Annotated in this window: 25 protein-coding genes; 15 read left to right on the top strand and 10 right to left on the bottom strand. The window is 37.9% G+C overall.

Features of this window, described 5'->3' with window-relative positions; all coding sequences use genetic code 11:
• Nucleotides 1-23 precede the first annotated feature (23 nt).
• Complete coding sequence (cydD, locus tag GH741_RS01895) at nucleotides 24-1,757, top strand: thiol reductant ABC exporter subunit CydD (protein WP_153735086.1); 1,734 nt, start codon at nucleotides 24-26, stop codon at nucleotides 1,755-1,757.
• The gene (gene cydC, locus GH741_RS01900) at nucleotides 1,754-3,472 is read left to right on the top strand and encodes a thiol reductant ABC exporter subunit CydC (RefSeq protein WP_153735087.1); all 1,719 of its coding nucleotides are present in this window, start codon (nucleotides 1,754-1,756) and stop codon (nucleotides 3,470-3,472) included. Before cydD ends, cydC begins: the two co-directional genes overlap by 4 nt.
• A 183-nt stretch (nucleotides 3,473-3,655) precedes the next feature.
• Here the strand turns inward: cydC and GH741_RS01905 are convergent, their stop codons facing one another.
• Nucleotides 3,656-5,467, bottom strand: coding sequence for a YhgE/Pip domain-containing protein (locus GH741_RS01905; RefSeq protein WP_153735088.1), 1,812 nt, complete (start codon nucleotides 5,465-5,467; stop codon nucleotides 3,656-3,658).
• A gap of 2 nt (nucleotides 5,468-5,469) precedes the next feature.
• The gene (locus GH741_RS01910) at nucleotides 5,470-7,413 is read right to left on the bottom strand and encodes an efflux RND transporter permease subunit (protein WP_153735538.1); all 1,944 of its coding nucleotides are present in this window, start codon (nucleotides 7,411-7,413) and stop codon (nucleotides 5,470-5,472) included.
• A 270-nt stretch (nucleotides 7,414-7,683) separates the two neighbouring features.
• Between GH741_RS01910 and GH741_RS01915 the strand changes: the two genes are divergently transcribed.
• Entirely contained in the window at nucleotides 7,684-8,250 is a 567-nt protein-coding gene (locus GH741_RS01915; protein ID WP_153735089.1) for a TetR/AcrR family transcriptional regulator, read from the top strand.
• 182 nt (nucleotides 8,251-8,432) lie between these two features.
• Here GH741_RS01915 and GH741_RS01920 read toward each other — a convergent pair whose 3' ends face one another.
• A complete protein-coding gene (locus GH741_RS01920; protein ID WP_153735090.1) occupies nucleotides 8,433-9,413 on the bottom strand; it encodes an aldo/keto reductase in 981 nt (326 codons plus the stop codon).
• 448 nt (nucleotides 9,414-9,861) lie between these two features.
• Here GH741_RS01920 and GH741_RS01925 point away from each other — a divergent pair, with 448 nt between their 5' ends.
• From GH741_RS01925 to GH741_RS01940, 4 genes are all read left to right on the top strand, one after another.
• Nucleotides 9,862-10,314 carry a hypothetical protein gene (locus tag GH741_RS01925; RefSeq protein WP_153735091.1) on the top strand — a complete coding sequence of 151 codons (453 nt, stop codon included), beginning with the start codon at nucleotides 9,862-9,864 and terminating at the stop codon, nucleotides 10,312-10,314.
• 92 nt (nucleotides 10,315-10,406) lie between these two features.
• Nucleotides 10,407-10,769 carry a hypothetical protein gene (locus GH741_RS01930; RefSeq protein ID WP_338079198.1) on the top strand — a complete coding sequence of 121 codons (363 nt, stop codon included), beginning with the start codon at nucleotides 10,407-10,409 and terminating at the stop codon, nucleotides 10,767-10,769.
• Nucleotides 10,770-11,103: 334 nt separating this feature from the next.
• A complete protein-coding gene (locus GH741_RS01935; RefSeq protein WP_153735092.1) occupies nucleotides 11,104-11,646 on the top strand; it encodes an NADPH-dependent FMN reductase in 543 nt (180 codons plus the stop codon).
• A gap of 152 nt (nucleotides 11,647-11,798) precedes the next feature.
• On the top strand, nucleotides 11,799-12,836 hold the full coding sequence (locus GH741_RS01940; RefSeq protein ID WP_153735093.1) for a C45 family autoproteolytic acyltransferase/hydrolase: 1,038 nt from the start codon (nucleotides 11,799-11,801) through the stop codon (nucleotides 12,834-12,836).
• A gap of 234 nt (nucleotides 12,837-13,070) precedes the next feature.
• On the opposite strand, the gene GH741_RS01945 is transcribed toward GH741_RS01940, so the two are convergent.
• Both GH741_RS01945 and GH741_RS01950 read right to left on the bottom strand, forming a co-directional pair.
• Nucleotides 13,071-13,370 carry a spore coat protein gene (locus GH741_RS01945; protein WP_153735094.1) on the bottom strand — a complete coding sequence of 100 codons (300 nt, stop codon included), beginning with the start codon at nucleotides 13,368-13,370 and terminating at the stop codon, nucleotides 13,071-13,073.
• Nucleotides 13,371-13,381: 11 nt separating this feature from the next.
• The gene (locus tag GH741_RS01950; RefSeq protein ID WP_153735095.1) at nucleotides 13,382-13,570 is read right to left on the bottom strand and encodes a hypothetical protein; all 189 of its coding nucleotides are present in this window, start codon (nucleotides 13,568-13,570) and stop codon (nucleotides 13,382-13,384) included.
• Nucleotides 13,571-13,934: 364 nt separating this feature from the next.
• Between GH741_RS01950 and GH741_RS01955 the strand changes: the two genes are divergently transcribed.
• Nucleotides 13,935-14,138 carry a heavy-metal-associated domain-containing protein gene (locus GH741_RS01955; protein WP_153735096.1) on the top strand — a complete coding sequence of 68 codons (204 nt, stop codon included), beginning with the start codon at nucleotides 13,935-13,937 and terminating at the stop codon, nucleotides 14,136-14,138.
• Nucleotides 14,139-14,429: 291 nt separating this feature from the next.
• On the opposite strand, the gene GH741_RS01960 is transcribed toward GH741_RS01955, so the two are convergent.
• Nucleotides 14,430-14,777 (bottom strand): winged helix-turn-helix transcriptional regulator, encoded by a 348-nt coding sequence (locus tag GH741_RS01960; protein ID WP_153735097.1) that lies wholly within the window; start codon nucleotides 14,775-14,777, stop codon nucleotides 14,430-14,432.
• Between the two features lie 182 nt (nucleotides 14,778-14,959).
• Here GH741_RS01960 and GH741_RS01965 point away from each other — a divergent pair, with 182 nt between their 5' ends.
• Together GH741_RS01965 and GH741_RS01970 are read left to right on the top strand one after the other, a co-directional pair.
• Nucleotides 14,960-16,018, top strand: a complete 1,059-nt coding sequence (locus GH741_RS01965; protein ID WP_153735098.1) for an LLM class flavin-dependent oxidoreductase — start codon at nucleotides 14,960-14,962, stop codon at nucleotides 16,016-16,018.
• Between the two features lie 13 nt (nucleotides 16,019-16,031).
• A complete protein-coding gene (locus GH741_RS01970) occupies nucleotides 16,032-16,598 on the top strand; it encodes an NADPH-dependent FMN reductase (RefSeq protein ID WP_153735099.1) in 567 nt (188 codons plus the stop codon).
• 81 nt (nucleotides 16,599-16,679) lie between these two features.
• Here GH741_RS01970 and GH741_RS01975 read toward each other — a convergent pair whose 3' ends face one another.
• The gene (locus tag GH741_RS01975; protein ID WP_153735100.1) at nucleotides 16,680-17,363 is read right to left on the bottom strand and encodes an alpha/beta fold hydrolase; all 684 of its coding nucleotides are present in this window, start codon (nucleotides 17,361-17,363) and stop codon (nucleotides 16,680-16,682) included.
• Nucleotides 17,364-17,562: 199 nt separating this feature from the next.
• A complete protein-coding gene (locus GH741_RS01980; RefSeq protein ID WP_153735101.1) occupies nucleotides 17,563-19,413 on the bottom strand; it encodes a sialate O-acetylesterase in 1,851 nt (616 codons plus the stop codon).
• 317 nt (nucleotides 19,414-19,730) lie between these two features.
• Between GH741_RS01980 and GH741_RS01985 the strand changes: the two genes are divergently transcribed.
• Both GH741_RS01985 and GH741_RS01990 read left to right on the top strand, forming a co-directional pair.
• Nucleotides 19,731-21,029, top strand: a complete 1,299-nt coding sequence (locus GH741_RS01985; RefSeq protein ID WP_153735102.1) for an MBL fold metallo-hydrolase — start codon at nucleotides 19,731-19,733, stop codon at nucleotides 21,027-21,029.
• Between the two features lie 4 nt (nucleotides 21,030-21,033).
• Nucleotides 21,034-21,297, top strand: a complete 264-nt coding sequence (locus tag GH741_RS01990) for a DUF3006 family protein (protein ID WP_153735103.1) — start codon at nucleotides 21,034-21,036, stop codon at nucleotides 21,295-21,297.
• A gap of 213 nt (nucleotides 21,298-21,510) precedes the next feature.
• Here the strand turns inward: GH741_RS01990 and GH741_RS01995 are convergent, their stop codons facing one another.
• Nucleotides 21,511-21,711: a hypothetical protein gene (locus GH741_RS01995; RefSeq protein ID WP_153735104.1), complete on the bottom strand. Its 201-nt coding sequence runs from the start codon at nucleotides 21,709-21,711 to the stop codon at nucleotides 21,511-21,513.
• A 126-nt stretch (nucleotides 21,712-21,837) separates the two neighbouring features.
• Nucleotides 21,838-22,317: a hypothetical protein gene (locus tag GH741_RS02000; protein WP_240795379.1), complete on the bottom strand. Its 480-nt coding sequence runs from the start codon at nucleotides 22,315-22,317 to the stop codon at nucleotides 21,838-21,840.
• Between the two features lie 447 nt (nucleotides 22,318-22,764).
• Between GH741_RS02000 and GH741_RS02005 the strand changes: the two genes are divergently transcribed.
• From GH741_RS02005 to GH741_RS02015, 3 genes are all read left to right on the top strand, one after another.
• The gene (locus GH741_RS02005; protein WP_153735105.1) at nucleotides 22,765-24,198 is read left to right on the top strand and encodes a PQQ-dependent sugar dehydrogenase; all 1,434 of its coding nucleotides are present in this window, start codon (nucleotides 22,765-22,767) and stop codon (nucleotides 24,196-24,198) included.
• A 29-nt stretch (nucleotides 24,199-24,227) separates the two neighbouring features.
• On the top strand, nucleotides 24,228-24,851 hold the full coding sequence (locus GH741_RS02010) for a hypothetical protein (protein WP_153735106.1): 624 nt from the start codon (nucleotides 24,228-24,230) through the stop codon (nucleotides 24,849-24,851).
• A 174-nt stretch (nucleotides 24,852-25,025) separates the two neighbouring features.
• Nucleotides 25,026-25,586: a hypothetical protein gene (locus GH741_RS02015; protein ID WP_153735107.1), complete on the top strand. Its 561-nt coding sequence runs from the start codon at nucleotides 25,026-25,028 to the stop codon at nucleotides 25,584-25,586.
• Nucleotides 25,587-25,685 lie beyond the last annotated feature (99 nt).

Consider the following 25,685-nt stretch of genomic DNA (forward strand, 5'->3'; position numbering starts at 1 on the left):
TAAATTAGAGGACGGATCCGTTCATGCAAAATTTAATGCAAACAATGTGGATGCATAAAAAAAGAATTTACTTTTTAATAGGGTTAGCTTTGGTACTAGGAGTAGCGATTATTGTACAGGCATTTCTTATGACAGGCATTGTCGATGGTGTTTTTTTGAAAAACCAGTCATTTTCTGCTATTATACCGGCCTTGATTGCATTGTTGATTGTGTTACTGATTAGGGCTGGATCTGATTATATGAGTAAACGAATTGGCGTTTCCATCGCAAGTGATGTGAAACGTCATGTTCGTCAAGAGCTATTAACTAAATATGCCAAGCAGCCGGTACAGCTTGCTGAAAAAGGGCAAACAGGTAAAAAGGTAAGCATGCTCCTAGATGGCGTCGATGAAATGGACAGTTTCTATAGCCAGTTTATCCCACAAGTGATGCAAAGTACCTTCGTACCGTCGCTTGCGATGATAGTCATCTTTACACAGCATGTGAATTCGGGCATTATCTTGTTAATCACGGCACCATTTATTCCGGTCTTTATGATTGTAATTGGTATCCAAACACAAAAAAAGTCAGAAGAAAAGCTAGAAAAATTAGCTTCTTTTTCTGGCACTTTTTTAGACACCTTGCAAGGGCTTGTTACGTTAAAATTATTTGGTCGAACAAAAAAGCAGAAAGATGAAATTGAAAAAAGTAGTTTAGGCTTTCGGGACACAACAATGGATATTTTGAAGGTTGCTTTTACCCAATCATTTATGCTTGAACTAATTTCTATGCTAAGCATCGGCATTGTTGCATTAGAACTAGCGATCCAGCTGATTATCTATGAAAGCATTTCTTTTTATACAGCTTTTGTGATTTTAATTCTAGTACCAGAATTTTACACGGCTTTAAAGGAACTCGGCACTACGTTTCATAATGGAAGAAGTAGTATGGGTGCCGCTAAAAAAGTTTTGGAAGAATTTAATGAAGATGATGATACGATTCGGTGGGGGAAAAGTGAGTTAGTTAAGCAAGAGATGCCACCTACAATTCACTTGGATCATTTAAGTTATCACTATCCAGATAGTGGATTTGAACTCCAGGATATTGATACGATCTTTTTACCAAAACAAAAGATCGCCATTGTTGGTGCAAGTGGGGCTGGTAAATCAACCCTGCTCCATTTATTGGCAGGTATGATCACTCCTGAACATGGCGCGATTAAAGTTGATCAGCAGGATTTAGTTACTTTAAAGGAAACCTCATGGCTGGGTCAACTCTCGTATATTTCACAACACCCTTATATTTTTTCTGGTACGATTGGCGAAAATATCGCAATGGGAACAACGGAGGCTGTTGATGAAAAAGCGATTCGCCAGGCTGCAAAATTAGCTGGTATTGCCCCGCTAATCGAATCGTTAGAGAAACAATACGACACAAAGGTCGGAGAAGCTGGTCGAGGGTTGTCAAGTGGAGAGAAACAGCGTCTATCCATTGCACGTGCTTTCCTTAAAAAGCCATCTATTGTTTTACTCGATGAACCAACGCGAGGACTTGATTTAGCCACAGAGAGGATACTACAACAATCGATTGAGCAGCTAAACGAGATGGCGACAGTTATTACTGTGGCACATCGCCTGCATACAATTAAAAGTGCAGATCAAATTCTTTTTTTGGAAAATGGTCAACTACTAGCAGTAGGGACACATCAAACATTGTTGGATAGTTTACCTGCTTACCGGAAAATGGTCACAATTCAACAAGGGGGAGAACAGGCATGAGCGCTCTATTAAAGGTAATCAAGTTGATGCTCTTGGAGAAAAAGGATATCTCAATCGCGATTTTTCTAGGCTTTATTGCTGGGATTAGTAGTGTTGGTCTGTTTGCAGCCAGTGGGTACCTTATTTCAAAAGCGGCCCTAACTCCTCCTTTTTATGCATTAATTATCTTGACATCAACGGTGAAATTGCTCGGTTTTGTAAAAGCGGGGGCTAAATACGGTGAGCGGCTTTATTCACATCGCGCGACATTTACAATTTTAAGTAATCTACGTGTTGCTTTTTTTGAAAAATTAGAACCGCTCGTTCCACATATCTTTCATAAATATCGAAGTGGTGATCTGCTAGGACGAGTCGTCGGTGATGTGGAAAGTTTACAAAATTTCTTTTTGCGTGTTTTTTATCCACCAATTGTCTTATTACTCGTTTTTATTAGTACGATTTTCTTTACCAGTTTTTATTCACTGACTATCGCTGTGATTTTGTTAGTAGGATTTTTGCTGACTTCGATTGTTATTCCTGCTTTGTTCTCATTAAGACAAATGAAGATCAATGGCAGAGTGAGACAGGAGCGTGGAGATCTTTCCACAGAAATTACGGAATTGATGTACGGATTTCGTGATTTAAAACTTTTTCAACAATTACAAACGAAAGAGGACCAACTGTTATTCCAGTCCGAATCCTACATTAATGAACAAAAACGAGAAAACATTAACAAGGTTTATAGTCAATCATTCAATGGTTTTATTACCTTTATTGTTAGTTGGTTTGTTTTAGCTGCAGGCGCTTATTTGGTTGCAAATGGAACATTAGAAGGGATCTTTTTGGCAATGCTTGTGATGATCTCGTTAACTGTGTTTGAACCGGCAGCACCGATGGCGGTCTTTCCTATTTATATGCAGGAAAGCAGGGATGCATCAACACGGTTGTATGATGTAGTTGATGATCCGGACATTCAAGTAAACCAAACAGAAATCACAGTCGAAAAATTATTAGACACGGCACCTGAGATTTTATTTGATGATATTAGATTCACTTACAGGGGAGACTGGCGGACAACGATTCCCAATCTCTCGTTTAAAATACCAGCTGGATCAAAAACGGCTATCGTTGGGGCTAGTGGATCTGGTAAGTCAACCGTGCTTCAGCTTATTTTAAAGATGCAGCAAGTCCAGGCTGGGAACATTTTCTTGAATAAACACGATGTTTCTACTGTGTCTGGTCCTGCAATCTGGAAACAAGCAAAAGTTGTGTTACAGGAGAATCATTTCTTTTATGGAACAATCCGAGAAAATTTATTACTGGCAGATCCTGAATTAGACGATGAAATTATGAAAGTTGTACTAGGAAAGGTTAAACTTGGTCAATTTTCACTTGATGATCATGTATCAGAAAATGGAGAAAACTTTTCTGGTGGGGAAAAGCAACGCCTAGCAATCGCAAGAGCTTTATTGAAAAAAGGACACCTATGGGTACTAGATGAACCGACATCCTCGTTAGATGCTCAAACAGAACAAACCATTTATGATCATGTTCTGGCACAAGCAGAAAAAGACACATTAATTTTGGTTAGCCACCGATTAAAAGGATTAGAAAAAATGGACCAAATAATTGTCATGGACCACGGACAGATAATCGAGTCAGGCCCCTACCAAAAATTAATACAACAAAAAGGATACCTTTACCAAATGAAAACATTAGAAGAAAGCTTGCTGTAAACACAGAGGGACGGTTCGTCTGCCTCTGTTTTAGTTGGAGGGTGGGACAGGGAGCCTGTCCCTCTGTCCCATATGAAGATATAGAAAAAACAGGTATTCATGCCATTCGTGGTCATGAATACCTGTTTTTTTGAAATTCTATTATGAATCTAAGTGGGACAAGGAGCCTGTCCCCGTGTCCCACTAACGAAATAGATCAAAGAGGCGGTCCCAGAATCCTTTTTCTTCGACGGGTTGTTCTTCGGTTGTTGCTTGTTCTTCTTTCTCAATGCTTTCGGTTTTGATGACAAATTGGACCGTATTGATTTTCTCATTGTTATTGGAGGAAACAAACGATACGGGTTCGAAGTCATTGTTTTCAAAATCGGCAATCATACGATCAATTTCTTCTTCCATCTGCTCCGGTAAATCACTAGTTGAATCCTTTAATTTAGCTGTACCATTGTAGAGTTCACCAACACCATCTTCTAATTCACTCGTCCCACCCGACAATTCTGCTGTTCCAGCGTGTAAATCATGATAGGAATTGGCTAACTGTCCTACACCACCTGTATAGTCTATTAAACCAGAGTGGAATTGTTTATAGTTGGCAGATAATGTCGCTAAACCCTCCTGTAACTGTGTAAAAGATTCGGATACATTCATGTTTTCTAGGGATGACGAAAGCTCAGTTGCCATCGAAGTAAGATTTGTTCCAACTTTCCTAATAGACCCACTAACTTCTGTGAGTGTTGGATCGACTGCGTCAAATCCTTCCTTTACAGAAGAGTAGGTTCCTTTTGCAGTACGCGCAGCAGAATAGGTCTCAATCAACTGGTCAACCACTTTTTTATTAGCTGTGTCTTCTGTTTCGATTATATTATAAAGGGCTTTGATTTGTTCTTCACTAATTTCATGATCAGGGATGGCTGTTATTGCTTTATCTAGCGCACTATAAGCAGTAGCATAGTTCTCTTTTAATAGATCTAAGCCATCTGCTGTTTGATTCAGTCCTTTTGCTAGTTGGGTAAGTCCTTCTTGTAACTCTGTTAACTGACTAAAATCCATCTGTTCGGCATTTTTGCTTAGAGAATTACTCATCGTTACTAGTGCTTCATCTATTGATTTAGATGCATGAACAAGCTCAGAAGAGGATCCACTTAGTTCTGATATTCCATTTTTGTATTGCGCTGACCCGTTACGTAGGCCTAATACACCATCGTTCAATTCTGAAACTCCTTGTTCTAAATCGCCGACACCGTTGTTGATTTCGGCAATGGCGTCAGTTAAGGATTCGATATCACCAGTCATCTCATCCATATCTGGCGAATCGATGGACATGGACGATGGAACGGCTGAAATATCAATGCCCTTTAACTCGAAATCGACTACATTAGCTGCAACGCTAAATTTCCCCTCTTTTTCAGGCATAACAGTAAAGGTAATCTGTTTATTTTTGCCTGCGTTTGCGATCGTCCCATCAGGAGCTTCGATATTGCTATAGATAGCAGGGTCAAGAGTAAGAGAAATTTGTAATAGATAGTTTTTATGAAAAACGGAATTTACCTGCTCATTGGCAGAGGTCTCAATTTGAATCTCTACATGTCCCTCACTTCCCAGTAGTTCGTCTGGGTTAATTTTTTCACCATCTAGGGTATAAGAAAGGCTAATATCCCATGGTAGGGGTTGCTCATTCATATTTCCCTGGTAATAAAATTTTCCTTTTGGTGCAGAGAATTGGACAACATTATTGTTTTGCTCCATTTCAGATAAATCTGTTAAGTTTTTAAGACTTGTGTACGTACCATAATCAAAGACAGTTCCTTCTTCTTTAATATCAAAATTGTTAACTACATAGATTTCCTGTTGTTCACCAGTAGCGCTCAGTGTTGCATACACTACTTCATCCTTATAAGAAATCTCAGCTTCGTCATTTGATGCTGCAGTTACAAGAAATGAAGGTAATACAAGAACGATAGCCGTAAAAACAAGAAGTGTTCGTTTTATTCTTATCATCATCATTTCCCCTTAAAAAAGTTTGCTTTCCATGTTGTTTTATCAATAAACCGATCGAATACAAGTAGCATAGCAGGTAGGAAAAGAACAACCATGATAAAGGCTAGCAATGCTCCTCTTCCAAGCAACAATCCAATTGATCCTACAATCGGATTGGTCGAAGTAATCCATAAAATAAAACCAACACTTGATAAAATGGAAGCTGAGATCCCAATCGAGAAAATTTTCTCATCGATAGTTTTCTTAATTGCTTCAAATGAAGTCATTTCTTTGCGGTTCTCTTTGTACGCTTCCATGAGTAGTATCGCATAATCAACAGTTGCGGCAAGCTGTACGGTACTAACAATTAGATATCCCACATAAACCAATGATGAATCAGTGAAGTAGGGAACAGCCAAATTAATCCAAACCGCTGATTGAATTGTAAGTAGTAGTACTAATGGAATAGAAATCGACTTAAATGTCACAAGTAGAACAATCGCAATCGCGATTATTGTCAGCAAGTTGACTAGCGTATTATCTTTTTGGACTACATTCTTCATATCATATAAGGTCACGCTTTCCCCGAGGGAATAAGCGCCATCACCATAATAAGATTCAACTGTCTCTTGAACAGATTCAACTAGTGAAAAGGCCTCATCGCCCTCTGTTCCTGCATCAGTATGGAGAATAATCCGACTGTAGTTATCTGAATAGAATTGCTCTGTTATCGATTCCTCTAAATATTCTGGCGGAATTACTGAGCTGACTGTATTAACATAAGAAAGAACACTTGTCATGGGCTCAAAAGACTCTAACTCCTGAACAAGGTCTGCTTCTTTTGCGACATCCCCTTTTGGAACGAGTAACACCATCGAGGTGTATTTTCCAAACGCCTCTTCAATTTGGATTTTGTCACTACCAGCTCGGGTTTGCTCTGGTTGATCTCCAGTACCATAAGTGAAAGTCGTGTTGCTTTGTGCTAAAAATGCTGGAACGATTAGTAGGAATACGAGTATCAAAACCGGTATTCTTACTTTAAGAGCACTACTGCCTATTTTATTGAAACTTGGAAGTAATGGTTTGTGCTGTGTTTTATCAATCCATTTATAAAACAAAACCGTTAGCGCTGGTAAGAATACCATCACACTAATAAAGCTTAATGCAATCCCTTTTACTAAGTTTAGTCCTAAGTCAGAACCAATCTCGAAGTTCATGAATGTTAGTGCCATAAAACCAAAAAAGGTTGTCGCTGCACTAGCTGCAATCGCTGGGAACGATTTTTTGATAGCGAGCTGCATCGCTTCCGCTGGATCGGCTATTTTTTTTCTGTAATCCGAAAAACTATGAAGAAGAAAAATAGCATAATCGAGGGATACCGCAAGCTGCAGGATTGGCGCAACTGATTGGGTGACGAACGATACCTCTCCCATAAAAATGTTTGTTCCTAAATTAATTACAACAGAAACCCCGATTGCTGTGAGGAAAAACAACGGTTCTAGCCAAGAAGTTGTCGAAACAACTAAAATTAAAATGATAATTGGTACTAATAATGCGGCGGCGTACAACGATTCTGATCCAGCCATTTCTTGTGAGATGGCAGTATCGAGCGCTTCTCCAGCCATCGCATTCTCTTCGCCAATTAATTCATAGATGGCATTGGTTACTGGTACTTCATCTCCATCTCGAATGCTGAAGGAAAAAATAGCTTTGTTATCCTTGTAATAGGATTCTACTGTATCCTGATCAGCCATTTCTAGTGGTGTTTTTATATCAATCGCGTCATCTAACCACGTTACGTCTTCCACACCGTCGATCGCAGCAAGCTGTTCTTTAACTTGGAGTGCTTCCTGGACCGTAACATCGTTAATCATGACTCTTGTATTAGGAACAGAACCTTCAAACTCTTGCTCCATCACGTCCATTGCCTCTGTAGAAGGAGCATCCTCCGGCAGATAATCAACCATATTGTAGTTTACAGACACAGAAAACTGTGCGATTGCGGAAATGACCGCAATGATAAAAAAGGAAATAACCACTGATTTATTATGTTTAATTATTCGTGCTGCAATGTCAATAACTATTCATCCTCTCTTGCTTTAAACCTAATTCCACTTTATCATTATATAGACACAGTGTTGGGTTTACAACAAACAGTTCTTTTAGATGCGTACATACGCCAACAGAAGGCTAGAATGTGTTGGATTACTCGAAAAAAGATAAGGGAGGGTCCGTTTTTGACTTCTAAATTGGACAGGCGTAAGAAGTACACACGGATGGTTTTGAAGGATAGTTTAATCAAGCTATTAAGTGAAAAACAGATTTCTACTATTACAGTAAAAGAAATATGTGAGCTGGCAGATATTAATCGTTCTACTTTTTATAGTCATTACTCAGACCACTTTGATTTGCTTAATCAAATAGAAGAAGAAATTATCGAGGATATGAATCAGTATCTCAGTCAGTATAATTTTAAAAAGGAAGAAGAATCATTACAGATGACGGAAAAATTGTTGGAATACATCGTTTCCAAACGGGATATCTGTCAAACACTTCTTAACGAGAATGTAGATACTACTTTTCAAAAGAGAGTCATGGATGTATCGCAACGATTCTTAATGCAAAGCTGGGTAACTAATAACAATCTTGATGAGGATATGTCTGAATATCTAAGTACATTCATCATTAGTGGCAGTATTCACGTAATAAAAAGCTGGTTGAGTCATGGACTAGATAAATCACCAAAACAAATGGCCGAAATCATTAACAACCTAACAAACAAAGGCCTCTCCTCGATAAAATAGGGACAAAGGGACAGGCTCCGTTTTAGGTAAACCATACTAGCACAAATAAACCGACATGCTCAATAATGTTAATATACTCCAAGATAATATCTAACTATATATAATACACAAAAGCCTATACCAATTCATCAATGGAATAGGCTTTTGTGTTTAGATTGGATGTCATGTAATTTTACAAAAACCTAAGAAAAGCCTAATATTGGGTGGGCTACATAAGGTTCTTCTAGATGTTTAACTTCATCGTCACTAAGCTTAAGTGAAAGAGCAGATACCTCATCTTCTAAATGGTGTATCTTTGTTGCACCAACAATAGGAGATGTAACGGGTTCTTTTTGTAAAACCCAAGCAAGTGCAACCTGTGCACGTGGAACTTTGCGTTCATCAGCAATTTTTTTCACGCGTTCCACAACTTTGCGATCTGATTCCTCCATTTGTGAATAAAGAAACTTACCAAACTCATCTGCTTCCTTTCGCGTGCTAGATTCATTCCAATCTCGCGTTAACCGTCCCCTTGCCATTGGACTCCACGGCATGACACCAATCTTCTCCTCTTTGCAAAGCGGGAGCATTTCTCTTTCTTCCTCACGATATAACAAATTTAAATAGTTTTGCATCGTGACAAAGCGAGTCCATCCATGACTTTCAGCAATATAGTTGGCTTTTAGAAATTGCCATGCATACATTGACGAAGCCCCGATATAGCGTACTTTTCCGGCTTTTACAAGATCGTGAAGTGCCTCCATTGTTTCCTCAATGGGAGTATTATAATCCCACCGGTGGATTTGATAGAGATCAACATAATCCGTTCCAAGTCTTTTTAAGCTATTATCGATCTCAGTCATTATCGCTTTTCGTGAGAGTCCACGACCATTTGGACCTTCATGCATCTGGCCATGTACCTTAGTCGCAATAACGACCTCATCCCGATTTGCAAAATCTTTCAACGCACGTCCAACAATTTCTTCACTAGAACCATCTGAATAAACATTGGCGGTATCGAAGAAATTAATACCAAGATCGAGTGCTTTCTTAATAAACGGCCTGCTTTCTTCCTCACTTAAGGACCAAGGATGACTTCCGCGGTTAGGCTCCCCGTAACTCATACATCCAAGACAAAGCCGTGAAACATCTAGACCAGTAGAACCTAGTTTTACATATTCCATTGTTTTTCCTCCTCTTTTATTGAATGAACGGTTGCTACCCTCATTTTATCAGAGTTAGGTATTAGTCCACTATTAAAACGGATTAGACAAAGTTGTGGCGATTTTTTGAATGTACTATTTAGCATGTCTTCACAAATGAAATTAATAAAATTCATATTTCTGCCATAATAAAATAAATAAATTTCTATTGAAGTTAGAAGAGTTAAAATTAAAATATTACCAGGAGAAAACAACAAAAACCGCAATTTTTTTCGTGATAAAAACTGCTTATAGCGTATTTAATTCTTCTGTTGAAGTTATCTAAAATTCGGTCATAATTAGTTTTAGCTGCTACAACTTCTATGGTTGTTGATCTACATTAACTATTCGCAGTAGTAATCCTCTGTTGTTCACCCACTTTTATCCCATCGTATTAAAATCAATCCAACTCAAAAATGAGATGAATTTCATGGCTTCATTAATGTACGCTCAACAATGCATCCACTGTGGAAGGTCGGCATTCGTAGATAACTATTATAAAACTGGTGCAAAGTATATAAAATGCTACCGATGTGGATACTCTTATTCAAAAAAAGTTACTAAAACAGATAGTTTTGAAGTGAAAGAGTTTTTAGGTTATGGAGTCTATAATTTAGTAAAGAAAACTGGTCATGGTGAGTTTACCTTCATTCAATCACCAATCACTGACCAATTAAAAGAAGAATTTTATTTGGAATTATTGAAAGATGATGTTGACAAAGAAAATTGCTATCTGGTTTCTTATGAATCAGGTAGCTTTTACGTGCTATTTGGTACACCAACTGAAAATTTTTATTTAACCTTCGATCAGTATAAAGAAAAGATGGAAGAGAAATATGGAGTGGACAATGGAAATGAGTGGTTCATTGCTATCGAACATTAAGAGAGGTGTTCTATGGAAAATGTTTTTCTATATTTGTCCGAAATAAAAAAGTGATATAATTATAGAAAATAATTTGAATTGGAGGTAACGTTGTGGAAGAGACCTTAAGTCAAATTTTAAGCGAAATTAAAGGGATGAGTACAGATATTAACGAATTGCGCATAGATATGAACAGCATGCGCACTGATGTAAATACCTTACGAACAGACATGACAGGGATACGTAGCGATGTAAGTGGATTGCACGTAGGTATGAGTGACATGCGAACAGACATTAACGAATTGAAACAGGGACAAGCTAGATTAGAAATAGGACAAGCTAGAATTCAAAAGAATATAATAGAAAATATAGGGACTTATACTGATAGAATTATCGAACATGTTGATGACAAAACTGAGGTGCTAAACAAAAGTGTTTTTAATGTTGAAGCGGAAATAGAAAGATTAGGTAGATAGTGTAGATTGAACCATAATCATCATGGACAAAATGTGCATTATAGATTTGAACCACGATAAACCATCCAGAAGGACCAGATGCCTAGGGTACAGCTACGTTTTTCAAATCTAGAATTCCCTATACTATATCGGCTAAAAGTATCTGAAAAAAAACTACATTATAAAATAACGAGGCAAGTGGGGACACCGCTTGTCTTTTGCTATTTCCCCATTATTTCATAAACGTTGGCTAAGCAAATGACTTGTCATGTATTCTAAGTGAAATGTATAATAACTTACGTAAAGTAACTTAGTTATTTAAAGTATCTAAATACAACTTGGAGGATTTGAACATATGACAAAACTAAACATCGGTATAATTTTAGGAAGCACTCGTCAAGGGCGCGTGAGCACACAAGTAGGAGAATGGGTAAAGGAAATTGCTAATGAACATGGTAATGCAAAGTATGAGATTGTAGATATTGCTGAATATAAATTACCATTTTTAGGCGAAGGTACTGGCCAAGAACCAGGGATTGTAGGTTGGAATGAAAAACTTGCGAGCTTTGATGGATTTGTTTTCATCGTTCAAGAATATAATCACAGTTTAACAGGAGCATTGAAAAATGCACTTGATTCTGCTCGTGAACCCTGGAACAACAAAGCGGCAGGTATTGTCAGCTATGGCTCGACCGGTGGGGCGCGTGCTGCTGAACATTTACGAGGAATCCTTGGCGAACTAATGATTGCTGACGTTCGTGTACATCCAACTCTATCTCTATTCACTGATTTTGAAAACTATAGTACATTTAAGCCAGCTGAAATGCACATGGATAATGTTAAGGCAATGCTTGACCAAGTGGTTGCATGGAGCGGTGCACTAAAAACGTTGAGATAAGCACAGACAATGGACTAAAAAGATCGTCAAATTGACGGTCTTTTCATTTTTACTTTTATTAAATACAGTTTTAAAAATTTGAGCTTACGGTGATAAATACGGTTAGGGAAAAAACCAAAACGACTTAGAATGACAAGAAAGAGGGAATTAGCTTGAAACAGGTCTATAGTGATGTCATCCAATTTCGAGGAAATCATTACGATTTTGGCTATATGCAGGGTGAACTGTTAAAGGATTCTCCTATTTTGTCAAATCGTGAAAAACAATGGGCAGGGAGGCGGAAACGTCATTTTAATATAAATGAACAAGAAGCAATAGATATGCTTTCTTCATTTATACCAGGGATGAGGGATGAGCTAGAAGGATTAGCTGATGCACTGCAAATGAATATGCACGATGTATTGAGAGACTTTGGTGGCTATTACATTGATTACGCCAGAAGTGGGTGCTCGATCCTAACTGGAACACAGTTTTTGATTCGTAACTATGATAGCCATCCTAGTGGTTACGAAGGTCGTTATATGATATATCAGCCGACTGACATTGGTTATGCTACGATCGGTCCTTCGATGCAAATTACCGGACGGATTGACGGAATGAACGAAAAAGGATTGGCCATGGGCTACAACTTTGTGAACCGAGTAGGTTCTGGAGATGGATTCATTTGTAATATGATTGGACGAATTATCCTGGAAACTTGTTCCAATGTCGAAGAAGCTATTTCCTTGTTAAAAGAAATCCCCCACCGTACTACCTTCACATATGTGTTGTTAGATTCAAAAGGAGAGACATTTGTTGTCGAAGCTTCACCAAGGTCTGTTGTTGCAAGAAAATCAAATATTAGTACGAACCATTTTGAGATGCTAACAGAAGAAAATAGGTATCGAATGGATGATTCTATCCGGAGACAACAGGTGATGGCAGGACAACCGAATGAAACTGATGTTTATTCTGCCTTCCAAATGTTAAACAACAAAGGTAACGAGGTATTCTCAGACAAATATGGTGCTTGGTCAGGGACATTACACACTGCCGCATACATTCCCAAAGAAAGAAAAGCATGGTTTGCTATTGGTGGTGACCGTAAGCCGATAATCTTTGATTTTAACGAATTCTTAAATGGAGAAAAAGTAAGAATTAAGCAAGTAAAAGGTTACCTTGATTATGATAAATCATTTATTAATATGTAGGGACATGGGGACAGGCTCCTTGTCCCTGTTAGAGGTCTAGTGAACCCAGTTGAAAAATTAGTTAAGGGAATATTAATTCTTGAGTGTGCAAACCATTTATAAAGGACAAATGGCTAGAAATTTGAAAAAAATCTGCTATTTTGATTAATTAAGGAATCTAAATAAAGTTGTGTCAATAAAGAGGGTAAGAATCCCGAACAACTTTACATCGGTATTCTAACCCTTTTCTTACTGTTATATCTTTGGTAGGTTTAAAGCTTGCTGAGTTGTTTTTAAATCTACTGTAAGTTGCTCAGATGGGTTTTCTGGATGGTAATATCCTTTGGAAATCATATAATTTGATACTTTCTCGTGTACTTCAATTGCGGTATTTAATTGATTCTTAAGTCCTTGCCTAACCTCTGGAGTTGATGTCTCAGTAAGAGCAACTGCATAATTTTTAATTCCTGATTTTGCGGAAATTAGTAAATCGGTTGCAATTAGCTGATCTGTTATCCCACCTAGACCAGTCATATTTTGGATCATTTCATTCATTTTTTTCCCTCCTATGATAGAAAGCCACTTAATGATTTAATATTTTCCCGATCGATCTGTGAAGTATAATTTAACAATTGTTTAAGCTCTTCATCTTGGACTAGCGCACTCATTGCGGTAGACTTTGTTAAACAAAGGTTTTTAAAGGTTAATAGTTCATGAATTTCTAATTTTTCGTGGACACCCATTTTCTTTACCATTGCCTTTCCTCCTAATCACTTTAATTTATTAAATCGGTTTTAGAGTTTCCTCTATTATTTTTTTTATTTATGAAAGGATGTCTTGGAGTTTATTCAAAAAGTAATCTTATTCATGAAGGTGCATGTTATAGATTAAATTGTGAGCATGGGATTAAAGAAAAATTAGCAGAAGCTATGAAAAGCCGGTTCACACTTTATTTTACATATTAATGCAAAAGTACTCATAATCAAGTAGGCATAGTTAACTATCTTTTTGCCTCTGAAACAGACCCTATACTATCTATTTATCCTAGGCTAAGAGTTCCACTTTTGGACAGGCTAAGTTTTAATGTAGTTAATATTTTGCAAACAAGGGGGAGATTTTATGGCAGAGAAAACAATTTACGTAAGAGAAGCGGTTGATGGGAAACCGATACAAGAAATTGAAAATATCTTGAATCAAATGAATGGAATTGAAAGAGTGTTAATAGATACGGATGATGGGGAAGTGAAGATTGAGTTTGATGAAGAAAAGGTTTCGACTGATCAAATAATATCTGCTTTAAAGCAACACGAATTTCACCTGTAAAACCTATATTAAAATTTAATTAACTTAGAAATGTTAAATCTAACATTTAAGAAGAACCAAGGTGGATCCATATCAGAAATTCCTCCAGTTTTTTTCTTGATTTCTATTTTAAAAGCAGACTTCCGAGATGGACAATTGTCCAAACTGGGAGTCTGCTTTTATTCGCAAAATTATATAAAACAATCTACTTCATCTTACAAGTGATTGCAAATACCTTAATTTAAAAACCTTAGCCTCCTGAATAGGATTTAACTAATCTTTAAGTGGGACAAGGAGCCTGTCCCCGTGTCCCTACATGCTTTCTTGTTCCAATTTTTGCTGTTTATGCAATGTATGCTTTGTTCCCCATTCATGCATGGCTGCTAAAATTGGTTCTAAGCTTTTTCCGTATTCAGTAATGGAGTATTCCACTTTTGGCGGAACCTGAGGGTAAACAACTCGTTCGATAATATCCTCATCTTCTAGCTCTCGAAGCTGCTTTGTTAGCATTTTTTGTGTAATTTCAGGTACCTTCCTTTTTAATTCACTAAAACGCTGTGTACCGTTTTTTAATAGAAGTAATAGGATAATTGGTTTCCATTTTCCTACCAATATACCTAAAGCATCTTCTACTCGACATAATTCTGGTTCTATTGTCATTACCATTTCCTCCTATTAGTATCATTTAGGATACTATACTACTTTTAAGTGCGTACTTCCATTATTGTTTCCTATAAGCCATAATAGCATTTGGTAGGAAAAATAGTGTAAGCAAATAAATTACTCGGGAACAATAACATTAGACAATTGTTAACTAGGGTTAGAAAGGTGTGAATAATTTAATGGAAAAATACGGTATTAATCCACGTGATGGAATAGAATTTGGCATTTACACACTTGGTGATCATTTGCCAAATCCTATAACAGGAGAGAGAATTTCAGCAGAAGAGCGGATTCATGAAATCATTGACTATGCAAAATTAGCCGATCAGGCAGGTATTGACTTTTTTAGTGTAGGTGAAAGCCACCAAGAATATTTTGCGACGCAAGCACACGCTGTAGTACTTTCAGCAATTGCCCAAGCAACAGAAAATATTAAAATTGCAAGTTCATCTACGATAATTAGCACTTCCGATCCGGTACGTGTTTATGAAAATTTTGCGACAATAGATTTGATTTCAAAAGGTCGAGCAGAAATTGTTGCTGGTCGCGCATCTAGAATAGGTCTGTTTGATTTGTTAGGCTATGATGTTCGCGATTATGAAGCGTTGTTTGAGGAGAAGTTTGATTTGTTACGCAAAATTAATGAAGAGGAAGTTGTTAATTGGAGTGGAGAATTCCGAGCACCATTAAAAAACGCGAAGGTTCTTCCGCGTCCAAGAAATGGTTCGATACCAATTTGGCGTGCAGTAGGTGGCACACGTGCTAGCGCAATAAAGGCTGGTTTCGCTGGTGCTCCAATGTTTATGGCCCACTTAGGTGGTCCAGCATCAATGTTTAAGGGTACAATTGAAGCCTATCGTGAAGCTGCACGGAGCAAGGGCTTTGACCCGGCTGAGCTTCCAGTTGCAACAGCAGGATTTTTCTATGCAGCTGAAACATCACAGCAAGCGCTAAAAGATATGTATCCTCATATTAATGAGGGGATGAAGAGAACAAATGGGCAGGGATTTCCAAAACAACATTTTGCTCAAGGTATAGATCCTCATAATGTGATGAATATTGGTAGTCCACAGGAAATAATTGAAAAAATTCTATATCAGCATGAACTTTTCGGTCATCAACGATATATTGCGCAAATAGACTTTGGTGGCGTGCCTTTTGATCGGTTACAGAAAAATATTGAATTGATTGGTACTGAAATTTTACCGGCAATTAAAAAATATACTGCAAAAAAATAAGGAGGCCGAGGACATGAAAATTGTCGGGTTATCTGGTTCGAAGGTTGGATCGAAAACACGTACGGCTATGAATTACACAGTTAAATCTCTAGCTGAAAAATACCCAGATACGGAAGTGACGGTTATTGACTTGGCTGAATACGATGTTCAGTTTAGTGATGGGCGAAATTATATGGAATATGAAGGCGACACCGGATTTGTAACACAAACAATCATGGAGGCCGATGCGATCATTATCGGAACCCCTATTTTTCAGGCATCGATTCCGGCAACCCTAAAAAACATTTTTGACCTACTTCCGGTTGATGCCTTTCGTGATAAAGTCGTTAGTATGCTTGTAACAGCAGGTTCGGCAAAGCATTACTTAATCGCAGAGCAACAACTAAAACCCATTTTAGCTTATATGAAAGCCCAAATGGTTCAGACCTATGTTTTTATCGAGGAAGAGGATTTTTATAGAAAAGAAATTATAAATGACGATGTATTTTTCCGTATTGAACGTTTGGTTGAAGATACGGTTGTTTTAACTGAAACATTTACAAAGATTCGTGAGGAAAAAGAAGCGCAGTACGACTTTTAAATGAAAGTGCAGGTACTACAGGTGGACAAGTCCATTTTAGTGCAGGCGCTTTTTATTATTAAAAATTAAACCATATCTAGCTTATTTTAGGTTCCTTAATAAATTTTTCCGCCTTATCCACCCTCGGATAATTGCATTACATTCCACTGATGACCTTGTAGGCACTTGATGCTTTGTTCTTTGGATGTATACGACCTCTGTGTCGCTTACCAAACGACGATAGAGGTGCTGATAAGACTGAATATAATAATCCCAGGCGCCGTAAATTAACAGTAAAGGTACGTTTATCTCTTGAATTCTGTCTGCACAGCTGTAATTCAAACCAATAGTATATTGATTTGTTAGCATTTGGTGATTTGTTCGTTTTATCTCTTTATACATTACTTTCGCCAATTCTTTATCACGAAAATGATTTTTGGCTAGGGCTAATGATAAAAGTGTCATTAGCTTGTTTTTAGCAGCCCAAATACCTATTCGATATTCCTTTTCCAGTAAAAAACTACTTACCTCATAATAAGCCCCAATCATGATGAGACCTGCTGTGTGTTCTGGATAGCTTAATACAAATTCTTGTGCAATACACGCTCCATTGGAGTACCCGCAGATGACAGCTTTGTCTATGTTATTTGCATCAAGTATCCGTTTCGTATCATCAGCAAGTTGTATCATCGTCATTTGTTCTGAACTTCGATCACTACGACAGTCACCTCGAATATCAAAAGTAATGACCTTGAATTCATCTAGCAAAGCTGTTTGATAATCCAAAAAGGAACTTGGGATTGTATTTTTCCAAGTTCCTTTTTCTGTGAATTTAGTATGGATTATTTATTGATTTCTAGGAAGGACCATAATTATATTGGTTGGTTAACCAGAATGAGAGTACCCCCACACTGGAACCCGTTAATCTTGCTTCTTTTTATAAAACAAATTTACGTTTTTTACCCAAAAGAACCGTCCCTATGAATCACTCTGTTGTGAAAGGTGAGGCTGGTAATCCTTCTTTGTTATATAGGTTTGCTCCTGCTGGGTTATCTAACCATGCGTATCTTACATGTTGAGGATTTTCGACTTGTTCGTTTGTAACAATAACTTTATTATCTTTAATAATTGCATTTGCTGGAACAAATGTCCCGTCTACATCAGAAATCTCAAATTGTTTTAATTGACCATTCTGTGCAATCAGGCCACTGCCTACATGGTAAAAATCTAAATGAATCGAGCTTCCGACTTGCTTCATACGATTATAGATTGGTCCACTAGCTACAATGTCCTCACCATACACTAGTTTTTTGGCGGATAATGCCAGACGTTGGCCAAGCGTTTTTTTGTTCTGAGGGTGTAAATCATTATGTTCTCCAATATCAATTGCTACTGCCATTCCAGTATTGGTAATAGCTAAACCCTTCCTTTGTTCTTCTCGAAGCTCAGCCCACTTAGTTCCTTTGGGGTTATTCGGATCTGCATCCCAATTAGCTAGCTGCGTAAAAATAAATGGAAGATCAACAACATTAAAATTGCTGCGCCAATCGCTTACGAGCCCCTCAAAAAGTCTCCTATATCCTTTTGGTTGTTGTGAATTCGATTCTCCTTGATACCATAGGACTCCTTTAATCGCATAGTTTCTTATTGGTGCAATCATGCCATTGTAAAGACCTATGGGCATGGTATTGAAAAAAGTTTGTGGCTTTTGTTCTTCCGTTACTGCACCAACACGGTATTTCCAAGAACCTTGTAAATCGAGCTCATGCCCATTTGAAATTAATTTGTACGGCATGTCCGTTACGAATGCCCCAGTGTTTTGTGTACTAATGACACGAACTGCAATAACATTTTTGCCTGGTTTTAATAGCCCTTCTTGAATAGTGTATCGTCTAGGCGGGTACCTATATCCTGTATTACCAATCTGTGTTCCATTGATGTAAGTATCATCCGCATCAATAATTGTGCCTAACTTAATTTTAGCTTTGCCAACAGTCATGGAATCGGGAACATCAATCTCTTTTCGGAACCAAACAGCACCTCGAATACTTTCTAATTCAGAGCCTTCCCATGAATTCGGGACTTGGAACGTTTGCCATTCAGTTGCATCATAGGAGACTTCTTGCCATCCTTGAGCTAATCCTTTATCTTGTTCATTAAGATTTTTATACCACTGATCATTGTGTTGCTCGTCATTACGTTTTGTATTAGCTACATAAATATCATTTCTATTTTTTTCAATTGTAGCTTCATATCCACCGACTTGGTGCAATGTTTCCTCACTCATCCAGGCCTCTATCGGCGTTCCGCCAACTGCAGTTAGAATTAAGCCAATAGGTACTTGATATTTTTCATATAAATCCGCAGCGAAAAAGTATCCAGCCGCACTAAAATCCATCACGTTCGTCGTAGTTGCTGGAATCCACTTACCACCCGATATATCGTCTTGTGGAGCATGGAAATTAGGGTGTTGCGGAACAGAAAACTGACGAATAGATGGATGATTAATCGTTTTCACTTCATCCTCTAATAAATCAAGCGTTCTTTTCACAGGTATCTCCATGTTGGATTGTCCACCAAGCACCCAGACATCCCCAATTAGAATATCGTTAATGACTGTTTTCTCATCAGCTATTATTTCCATTTGATGTGGGCCACCAGGTTTTAAATCCTCGAGAAAAATAGTCCAGTTACCGTCGCTGTCGGATTCTGTTTGATAGGACTTGCCCAGAAAGGATATCTCTACGATTTGGGAATTAATTGTTTTACCCCATATAGCAATCCTTTTATTTCTCTGTAATACCATACCGTCACTTATTAAACTAGAAAAAGTCATGTTTTACCACCTCTCGACAGACAAACCTTACTTCTGTCTCCATTAAAATTATTCCCTTTCTATCATATAAGGAAATGGGAAATGGGACAAGGGGACAGGCTCTTTGTCCCAGAAGAAGACCTGCCGTGAGAATTATACTAAGGTCCATTTTAATTTTCTACATCATTAGTAAACAACAATACTACTGAGACAACTATTGATAAAACAGGTAGTCCTACCGATGATTGCTTGCATTTGCTAACACTCAGAGTGGGACAAGAGACCTGTCCCTCTGTCCCTAGTTTGTGATAAGATTATTAGTAGAAACGGGGGATTCGATGTATAAAAGCAACCTTGTGGCTATTTTCAGTATCTTAACTATTTTACTTCTAAGTGGGTGTGGACAAGAACCCATTGAAACAAACAACAAAGAGATAGATACAGTAGAACAAGGTGAGGACGAAAACTCAACTCAAGCTGAAGAAGAGAAATCGACTGAGGTTGAAGATAAATCAAGTGATTCTTCTACGCAAACAGATGAAGAGGAAATGCAGGATAGTAACAACAATGAAAAAGTTAACAGTCTATCAGAACTTAAAGTTCATTACATTGATGTGGGTCAAGCAGACTCGACATTACTTCAATTTTCACATGACAATGAGAACTACACAATTCTGATTGATGCCGGAAACTGGAACCAAAACAATGTGGTCAATTACCTTAACTCTCAAAGTGTTTCACAAATAGATATCGCTATTGGTACTCACCCAGACGCAGATCATATAGGACAATTAGATAAAGTTCTAAACAGTTTTGAAGTTGGTGAAATTTGGTTGTCTGGTAATACAAGTAGTTCCAAAACCTTTCAAAGACTTTTAAAAGCAATCGATTCAAATGGGGTCGATTATTATGAACCGAGAGCAGGTGACGAGTTTGAGGTTGGCCCTCTGGAAATTGCTGTATTATACCCAAGTAGCATATCTGAAAATGATAACAAAGAATCTATCTCGTTAAAATTAACCTATAATGAGATTCAATTCATCTTTACAGGTGATGCAGATAAAAGTGCTGAAACAACGATGTTAAATAGTGGCTTTAATTTACAAGCAGATATTTTACAACTAGGGCATCACGGGTCATCGACTTCTACACAATCATCGTTCCTAGATGAAGTGGATCCATCTATTGCTATTTATAGTGCAGGTTCAGATAATAGCTATGGTCATCCACATGATGAGGTTGTTAATCTTGTTCAAAATTCTAATATTGACCTTTACGGCACTGATGTTCATGGGACAATTATTGTTTCAACAGATGGAAAAGACTATAAGGTGTTAACCAATAAAGATGGTACTGTTTCACCAAGTAGCACTAAAGATACAACGTCTGGTGATTCATCTGAACAGCAGCAGGATACAAATAGCAATTCACCAGAAACTACGGACAGTTGTATCGATGTGAATTCGGCAACAGTGGAGAAACTGCAAGAAATTATCCAAATTGGTCCTGCTCGTGCTAAAGAATTGATTGACTTAAGACCATATAGTTCTGTAGATGATTTATCGCGAATAAATGGGATTGGCCTAGCAAGAATTGAGGATATTAAATCGCAAGGACTTGCTTGCATAGGAGGTTAAACTCGTGAAAGGCTATTTGGACAGAATCGAAGAGGGAAAATTTGCAGTTATTTTAGTCGATGAGATCAATAAAGAATTCATCCTACCTAAAGCAGAGTTACCAGTGGGAAGTAGTGAACAATCTTATTTTGATCTCACAATCGAAAACGATAAAATCACCTCACTCAAACTAAATGAGCAAACAACTAGTACAGAGCAAGAAAAAGTAGATAACCTGATTTCAAAGATTCGCTCAAAAAACAAAGATAGCAAATTTAAAAAGAAGTAGGGACAAGGGGACAGGCTCCTTGTCCCAGAAGAGGACCAGCCACGTGGAATATGCTCGTGGCTGGTCCTTGTTTTGTACTTTAAAATTACTACATACTTATCATCTAACAACGTTACTAGCACGAGGACTATTAAGATAACAGATAGTCTAAATTATGAGTGACTATATCCGGTAATTCTCGAAGTGGGACAGGGAGCCTGTCCCTCTGTCCCACTAACCGAGGTGGAATGGAAGTAGGTTACCAAAAATCCAAAGTAGTGGAGATAAAATAAGTAACAGAAATAGTCCAGTGAACATATATTTAATATATTGATTTCTATTTATACCTTCTCTCAATTCCCAAAGACCTAACGTAATTAAATAAAGACCAATCAGAATTGAAATGATTGGAAGTAGGATAAGAAAACTTCCCATTTTTTACACACCCCTAATAAATTTTAATAGCCATCATAAAAACTGATAGCCTTTTCAAGCTAACCTGCTTGCACTAGCGCCAATACCGAACGTCCCTCCTGTAACCATCTTGCACCGATAGTGGTTTTATTCACGAACTAACTGTTCTATGTAATCATATTCGAGTAAATTATCTATTGAAGTGTAGAAAAATCCCTTGTACCTAATTGTATCATTCGAATTGATTGTTAACTTTTTAATAGATTTTCCTTTATCATCAAAAATGGTTGTTCTAAAGCTATAGCCCATATACAAAAATGAGGGTTTACCCTTTTGAAATGTTACTTCATTCAGATTCCTGACAATATGGTTAATATCGGTTTTATTAGTAATTTCCGTGTCATAGCCTGTATTTCCATCGAAAATAGTAATCTTTGAAACATTTGATGGATCAATGCTTACAACTTTATGAGGAATAAATGTAGTGCCAAACGCTATAAGGAATAAAAAAGGAATAATTATAATAGCAAGTTTGTACTTTTTATCTTTTCTTTTCAAAAACCATAAAACCAATAAAGTGATTGAGAGAAGTATTAGTGAGACGACCATTATAGAAACAATATTCATAATTCACCTCCTAGGGACAAGCGTTTTCAAGGTATTCAGGATGGTTAGTGAAAAATAATTTTATGATCGGTGTAGTTGTGTGAGATTAATTTCCACTTAAAAAACTTCCAATAGTAGTGTTGCATTTTTCATCAAGAATATCAGCCTCTTTTATGCTCATCTTTTCATTATACTATATTAGCAGTGCTCAGAAAGCGTAAATAAAGATGGGTTTATCCAAAAGATTGAACTTCTTTTCTTTCGATTGTCCTCTTCATATCCTAATAAAATCATGCATATATACGTGAAGGATGTCATTAACTAGTAGGAGTAAAAGCGATGAATATACAAATGAAAGGCTAATCCCTATCTTTCAAAGATAAGGGGTATAATTTTTCTGCCTTACAGTCCAATAAGACTAGGATAACATTCCAAAGACAAAGGCGGGAGAGAAAAGGATGTGAAAGGATGTACTTGAACGCGACGAAGGGGACAACAGAAGATCTGAAACATTTACCTACAACTGTTCGTCCGCAAATTAATCCTGATGATGTCTTGGTTCCGGAGGGATACAAAGTTGAAGTAATAATTGCTGGTCTTTCATTCCCAACCGGGATGGCGGTTGCAGATGACGGCACAGTATTCGTAAATGAGGGGGGGAGTACGTGGCCAACTCGCCCTGCATCAATTCCTCGAACACTACGGTTAAATCCTAACGGAAAGCTTGACGTTTTTGCTGTTGAAACACTAGGTGGGCCTCGCGGAATGGCATATCATAATGGATATTTGTATGTGAGTGTGAAGGGTGGCTATCATACACGAATCCTTCGGCACCATGTTAGGACTGGTAAAAAGGAAATCCTATTCGACCAAATTCCTGATGGAGGATGGCATGAACCGGGTGGTCCGGTTATTGGTCCAGACGGTTACCTCTATTTTGCCCAAGGATCTGTTGCTCAACAAGGAGTTGTTCTACCGCAAGGGTTTACGGTTGATATGGCGAAACACCCACTTGCCCACGATGTTCCTGGGGAAGATGTCACCTTAACAGGAAACAATGTATGGAGTCGAAACCCTTTAATGCCTTTCCCTTATTTAACGGAAACTGGTCCATTCAAGCCACTCGGAGTTCCTGCGAAAAAAGGAGAGGTGATTAAGGGTCAATTCTGGTGTAACACTGGACTTTGGCGCTCTAAATTAGATGGCACAGAACCAGAGCTCCTGGCCTGGGGACTTCGGAATCCTTATGGACTGGCAATTAATGAGGAAGGGAAATTGTATGCTTCCGATAATGATATGGAAGAACAAAGTGAACGTGCAGTTGCCAATGATCCGGATCGTATTTGGCATATAAAGAATGCACAGAAACCACCAGGGTCAGTAGGAAGACCGGATTGGTATGGCTATCCTGACATATGTGCAGATGGAATCCCCGTTTGGGATAAAAGCAAATATCCACTAAAGGGAAAAGCGGCAGAACCAATGCTCCAAAATCCACCGCCTTGGGCTGGTCCGCCAGTGTATTTGGAAAATCCCCATTCTTGCATGACGATGATGGATTTTTGTAAGTCAGATGTATTCGGTCATCGCGGAAAACTATTTGCATGTGAATGGGGAACTTTAGCACCACTCAACTCACCAAGGCCAAAAGCATTAGACAATGGATTTAAGGTAATGAAGGTGGATGTCAATACAGGAGAAGGCGAGCCCTTTTTCATGAATAAACGACCTGGTCCCGCTTCCTACTATGGTTCTGGTGGAATCGAACGTCCTGTTGACTGTAAGTTTTCTGCAGATGGAAAGAGCTTGTATGTGCTTGATTTTGGTTATGTGACGGTTACTGGAGGCTTTATGTTATCTTATGCCCACACAGGTGTATTATGGAAAATAACAAAGGAGTAAGAAAATTTTGACCGATGGAAGGTGGTAAAATGAATAATTATGATTCATGGGGACTTTATCGTAGCCAAGTGAATTTTCCAAGTTATAAAACTGAGAAAGCACAGCTTAGTAAAGATGGACCAATCCTTATTGACCTTGATCCAAAAACCTGGGAGCAACACCTGGATCGAATTGGTCAATGGTTGGGGAATACCTTAATGGCGCAGATTTCGTATCATCAGTTAGCACAGGACACGGTTAGTAAAATTCAAGAACCTCATATTCGTCAAGCAATAACAGACATTACTTTTCATGCTGCGAATCATATCAGAGCTGTGGAAGAACTATTTTCTTTGATTGATCGCCATCCGTACTTTTTCTCTCAATACGGAGGCCATGCTTCCGCAATGTTGAAGGAAACAATTAGTGGATTAAAAGGAATGCTTGGTGGAGCGCAGGGAGATTGGCAAATGCTTCATCAGTTATTACTTACAAACATGAATACATTAGGTGCCTTTGCTGTAACAGAGCAATTTGGTTTGCTGTTAGGTCTTTCGGAAATAACCCAGATTACGCTACCAATTATCCACCAAAAGCAAACAGACCAACTAGTGATCAATGAGTATATGTTAGAGATGGCATCCATTTCGATTGTTTACCAACAAAATATATAATTCTACTATTATACCTTCTATAGAATGATAACCTCTATCCTATCTTGGAAAAATTATCGAACCAACCTATCTGGCCTTATCGCTTGAAATTCAAAAAGCACACGCTGAACTGTCCTTCTCAATCTTCCACAATTCTGAAGCAAGTTTTGATTTTACTGAAGTCAGGTGATCGATATGAAGAAATTTTTTATGAAAAGTGATGTCCTTATGTTAAAACAGATGAAAAGGAACGATGAAAGTAACGCCGAGCGTGTGGTATATGGAGCTTTGCTTGGAACGATTGGTGCAATACTGCAGTCTTCAGGAATGTTTGGTGGTATTGGCCTTTTGATTAGTGCACTATCATCGTTTCCAATTGTTTTAGCTACCTTAAGGTCTCTCCGCACAGGCTTTTTGACATACCTTGTAACGTTTGCACTTTTATCTATGATTCAACCAGCAGAGGCTTATGTCTATTTAATAACTACAGGATTGTTAGGACTTAGTATGGGCTTTGGCTTTAGAGTGCTTAAAAAAGAGTGGCTTGTTGTATTATTTTCTGCAACCGCATTGATGCTTGGTATTTTATTTTTATTACTAGTGATCGAATTCCCAGTTCTAGGCCCTTCAATAGGTGGAGAGTTGGACCTGCGTTTGGTTTTATATATTTTTCTCTTTACAATGATCTATAGTTTCATTTGGATGAAATCAATACTTATTATTATGAAGAAATACGCTGCAATCGTGGATAAGTAAAGGGACAAGGGGACAGGCTCCTTGTCCCACTTTTTTATTTATCACATCAGTACGATTCGATTAGTTAGTAAACCCAAGGGTTCCAAACAGTGCATTCTA

It is taken from the genome of Aquibacillus halophilus (genome assembly GCF_009649745.1).
GTDB classification, from domain to species: domain Bacteria; phylum Bacillota; class Bacilli; order Bacillales; family Amphibacillaceae; genus Aquibacillus; species Aquibacillus halophilus.

Coding starts and splice junctions, on each gene's coding strand:
- cydD (WP_153735086.1), top strand. CDS start 24: ATGCAAAATTTAATGCAAACAATGTGGATGCATAAAAAAAGAATTTAC.
- cydC (WP_153735087.1), top strand. CDS start 1,754: ATGAGCGCTCTATTAAAGGTAATCAAGTTGATGCTCTTGGAGAAAAAG.
- GH741_RS01905 (WP_153735088.1), bottom strand. CDS start 5,467: ATGATAAGAATAAAACGAACACTTCTTGTTTTTACGGCTATCGTTCTT.
- GH741_RS01910 (WP_153735538.1), bottom strand. CDS start 7,413: ATGGTTGATTATCTGCCGGAGGATGCTCCTTCTACAGAGGCAATGGAC.
- GH741_RS01920 (WP_153735090.1), bottom strand. CDS start 9,413: ATGGAATATGTAAAACTAGGTTCTACTGGTCTAGATGTTTCACGGCTT.
- GH741_RS01925 (WP_153735091.1), top strand. CDS start 9,862: ATGGCTTCATTAATGTACGCTCAACAATGCATCCACTGTGGAAGGTCG.
- GH741_RS01935 (WP_153735092.1), top strand. CDS start 11,104: ATGACAAAACTAAACATCGGTATAATTTTAGGAAGCACTCGTCAAGGG.
- GH741_RS01945 (WP_153735094.1), bottom strand. CDS start 13,370: ATGAATGAAATGATCCAAAATATGACTGGTCTAGGTGGGATAACAGAT.
- GH741_RS01950 (WP_153735095.1), bottom strand. CDS start 13,570: ATGGTAAAGAAAATGGGTGTCCACGAAAAATTAGAAATTCATGAACTA.
- GH741_RS01955 (WP_153735096.1), top strand. CDS start 13,935: ATGGCAGAGAAAACAATTTACGTAAGAGAAGCGGTTGATGGGAAACCG.
- GH741_RS01960 (WP_153735097.1), bottom strand. CDS start 14,777: ATGACAATAGAACCAGAATTATGTCGAGTAGAAGATGCTTTAGGTATA.
- GH741_RS01965 (WP_153735098.1), top strand. CDS start 14,960: ATGGAAAAATACGGTATTAATCCACGTGATGGAATAGAATTTGGCATT.
- GH741_RS01970 (WP_153735099.1), top strand. CDS start 16,032: ATGAAAATTGTCGGGTTATCTGGTTCGAAGGTTGGATCGAAAACACGT.
- GH741_RS01980 (WP_153735101.1), bottom strand. CDS start 19,413: ATGACTTTTTCTAGTTTAATAAGTGACGGTATGGTATTACAGAGAAAT.
- GH741_RS01985 (WP_153735102.1), top strand. CDS start 19,731: ATGTATAAAAGCAACCTTGTGGCTATTTTCAGTATCTTAACTATTTTA.
- GH741_RS01995 (WP_153735104.1), bottom strand. CDS start 21,711: ATGGGAAGTTTTCTTATCCTACTTCCAATCATTTCAATTCTGATTGGT.
- GH741_RS02000 (WP_240795379.1), bottom strand. CDS start 22,317: ATGAATATTGTTTCTATAATGGTCGTCTCACTAATACTTCTCTCAATC.
- GH741_RS02005 (WP_153735105.1), top strand. CDS start 22,765: ATGTACTTGAACGCGACGAAGGGGACAACAGAAGATCTGAAACATTTA.
- GH741_RS02010 (WP_153735106.1), top strand. CDS start 24,228: ATGAATAATTATGATTCATGGGGACTTTATCGTAGCCAAGTGAATTTT.
- GH741_RS02015 (WP_153735107.1), top strand. CDS start 25,026: ATGAAGAAATTTTTTATGAAAAGTGATGTCCTTATGTTAAAACAGATG.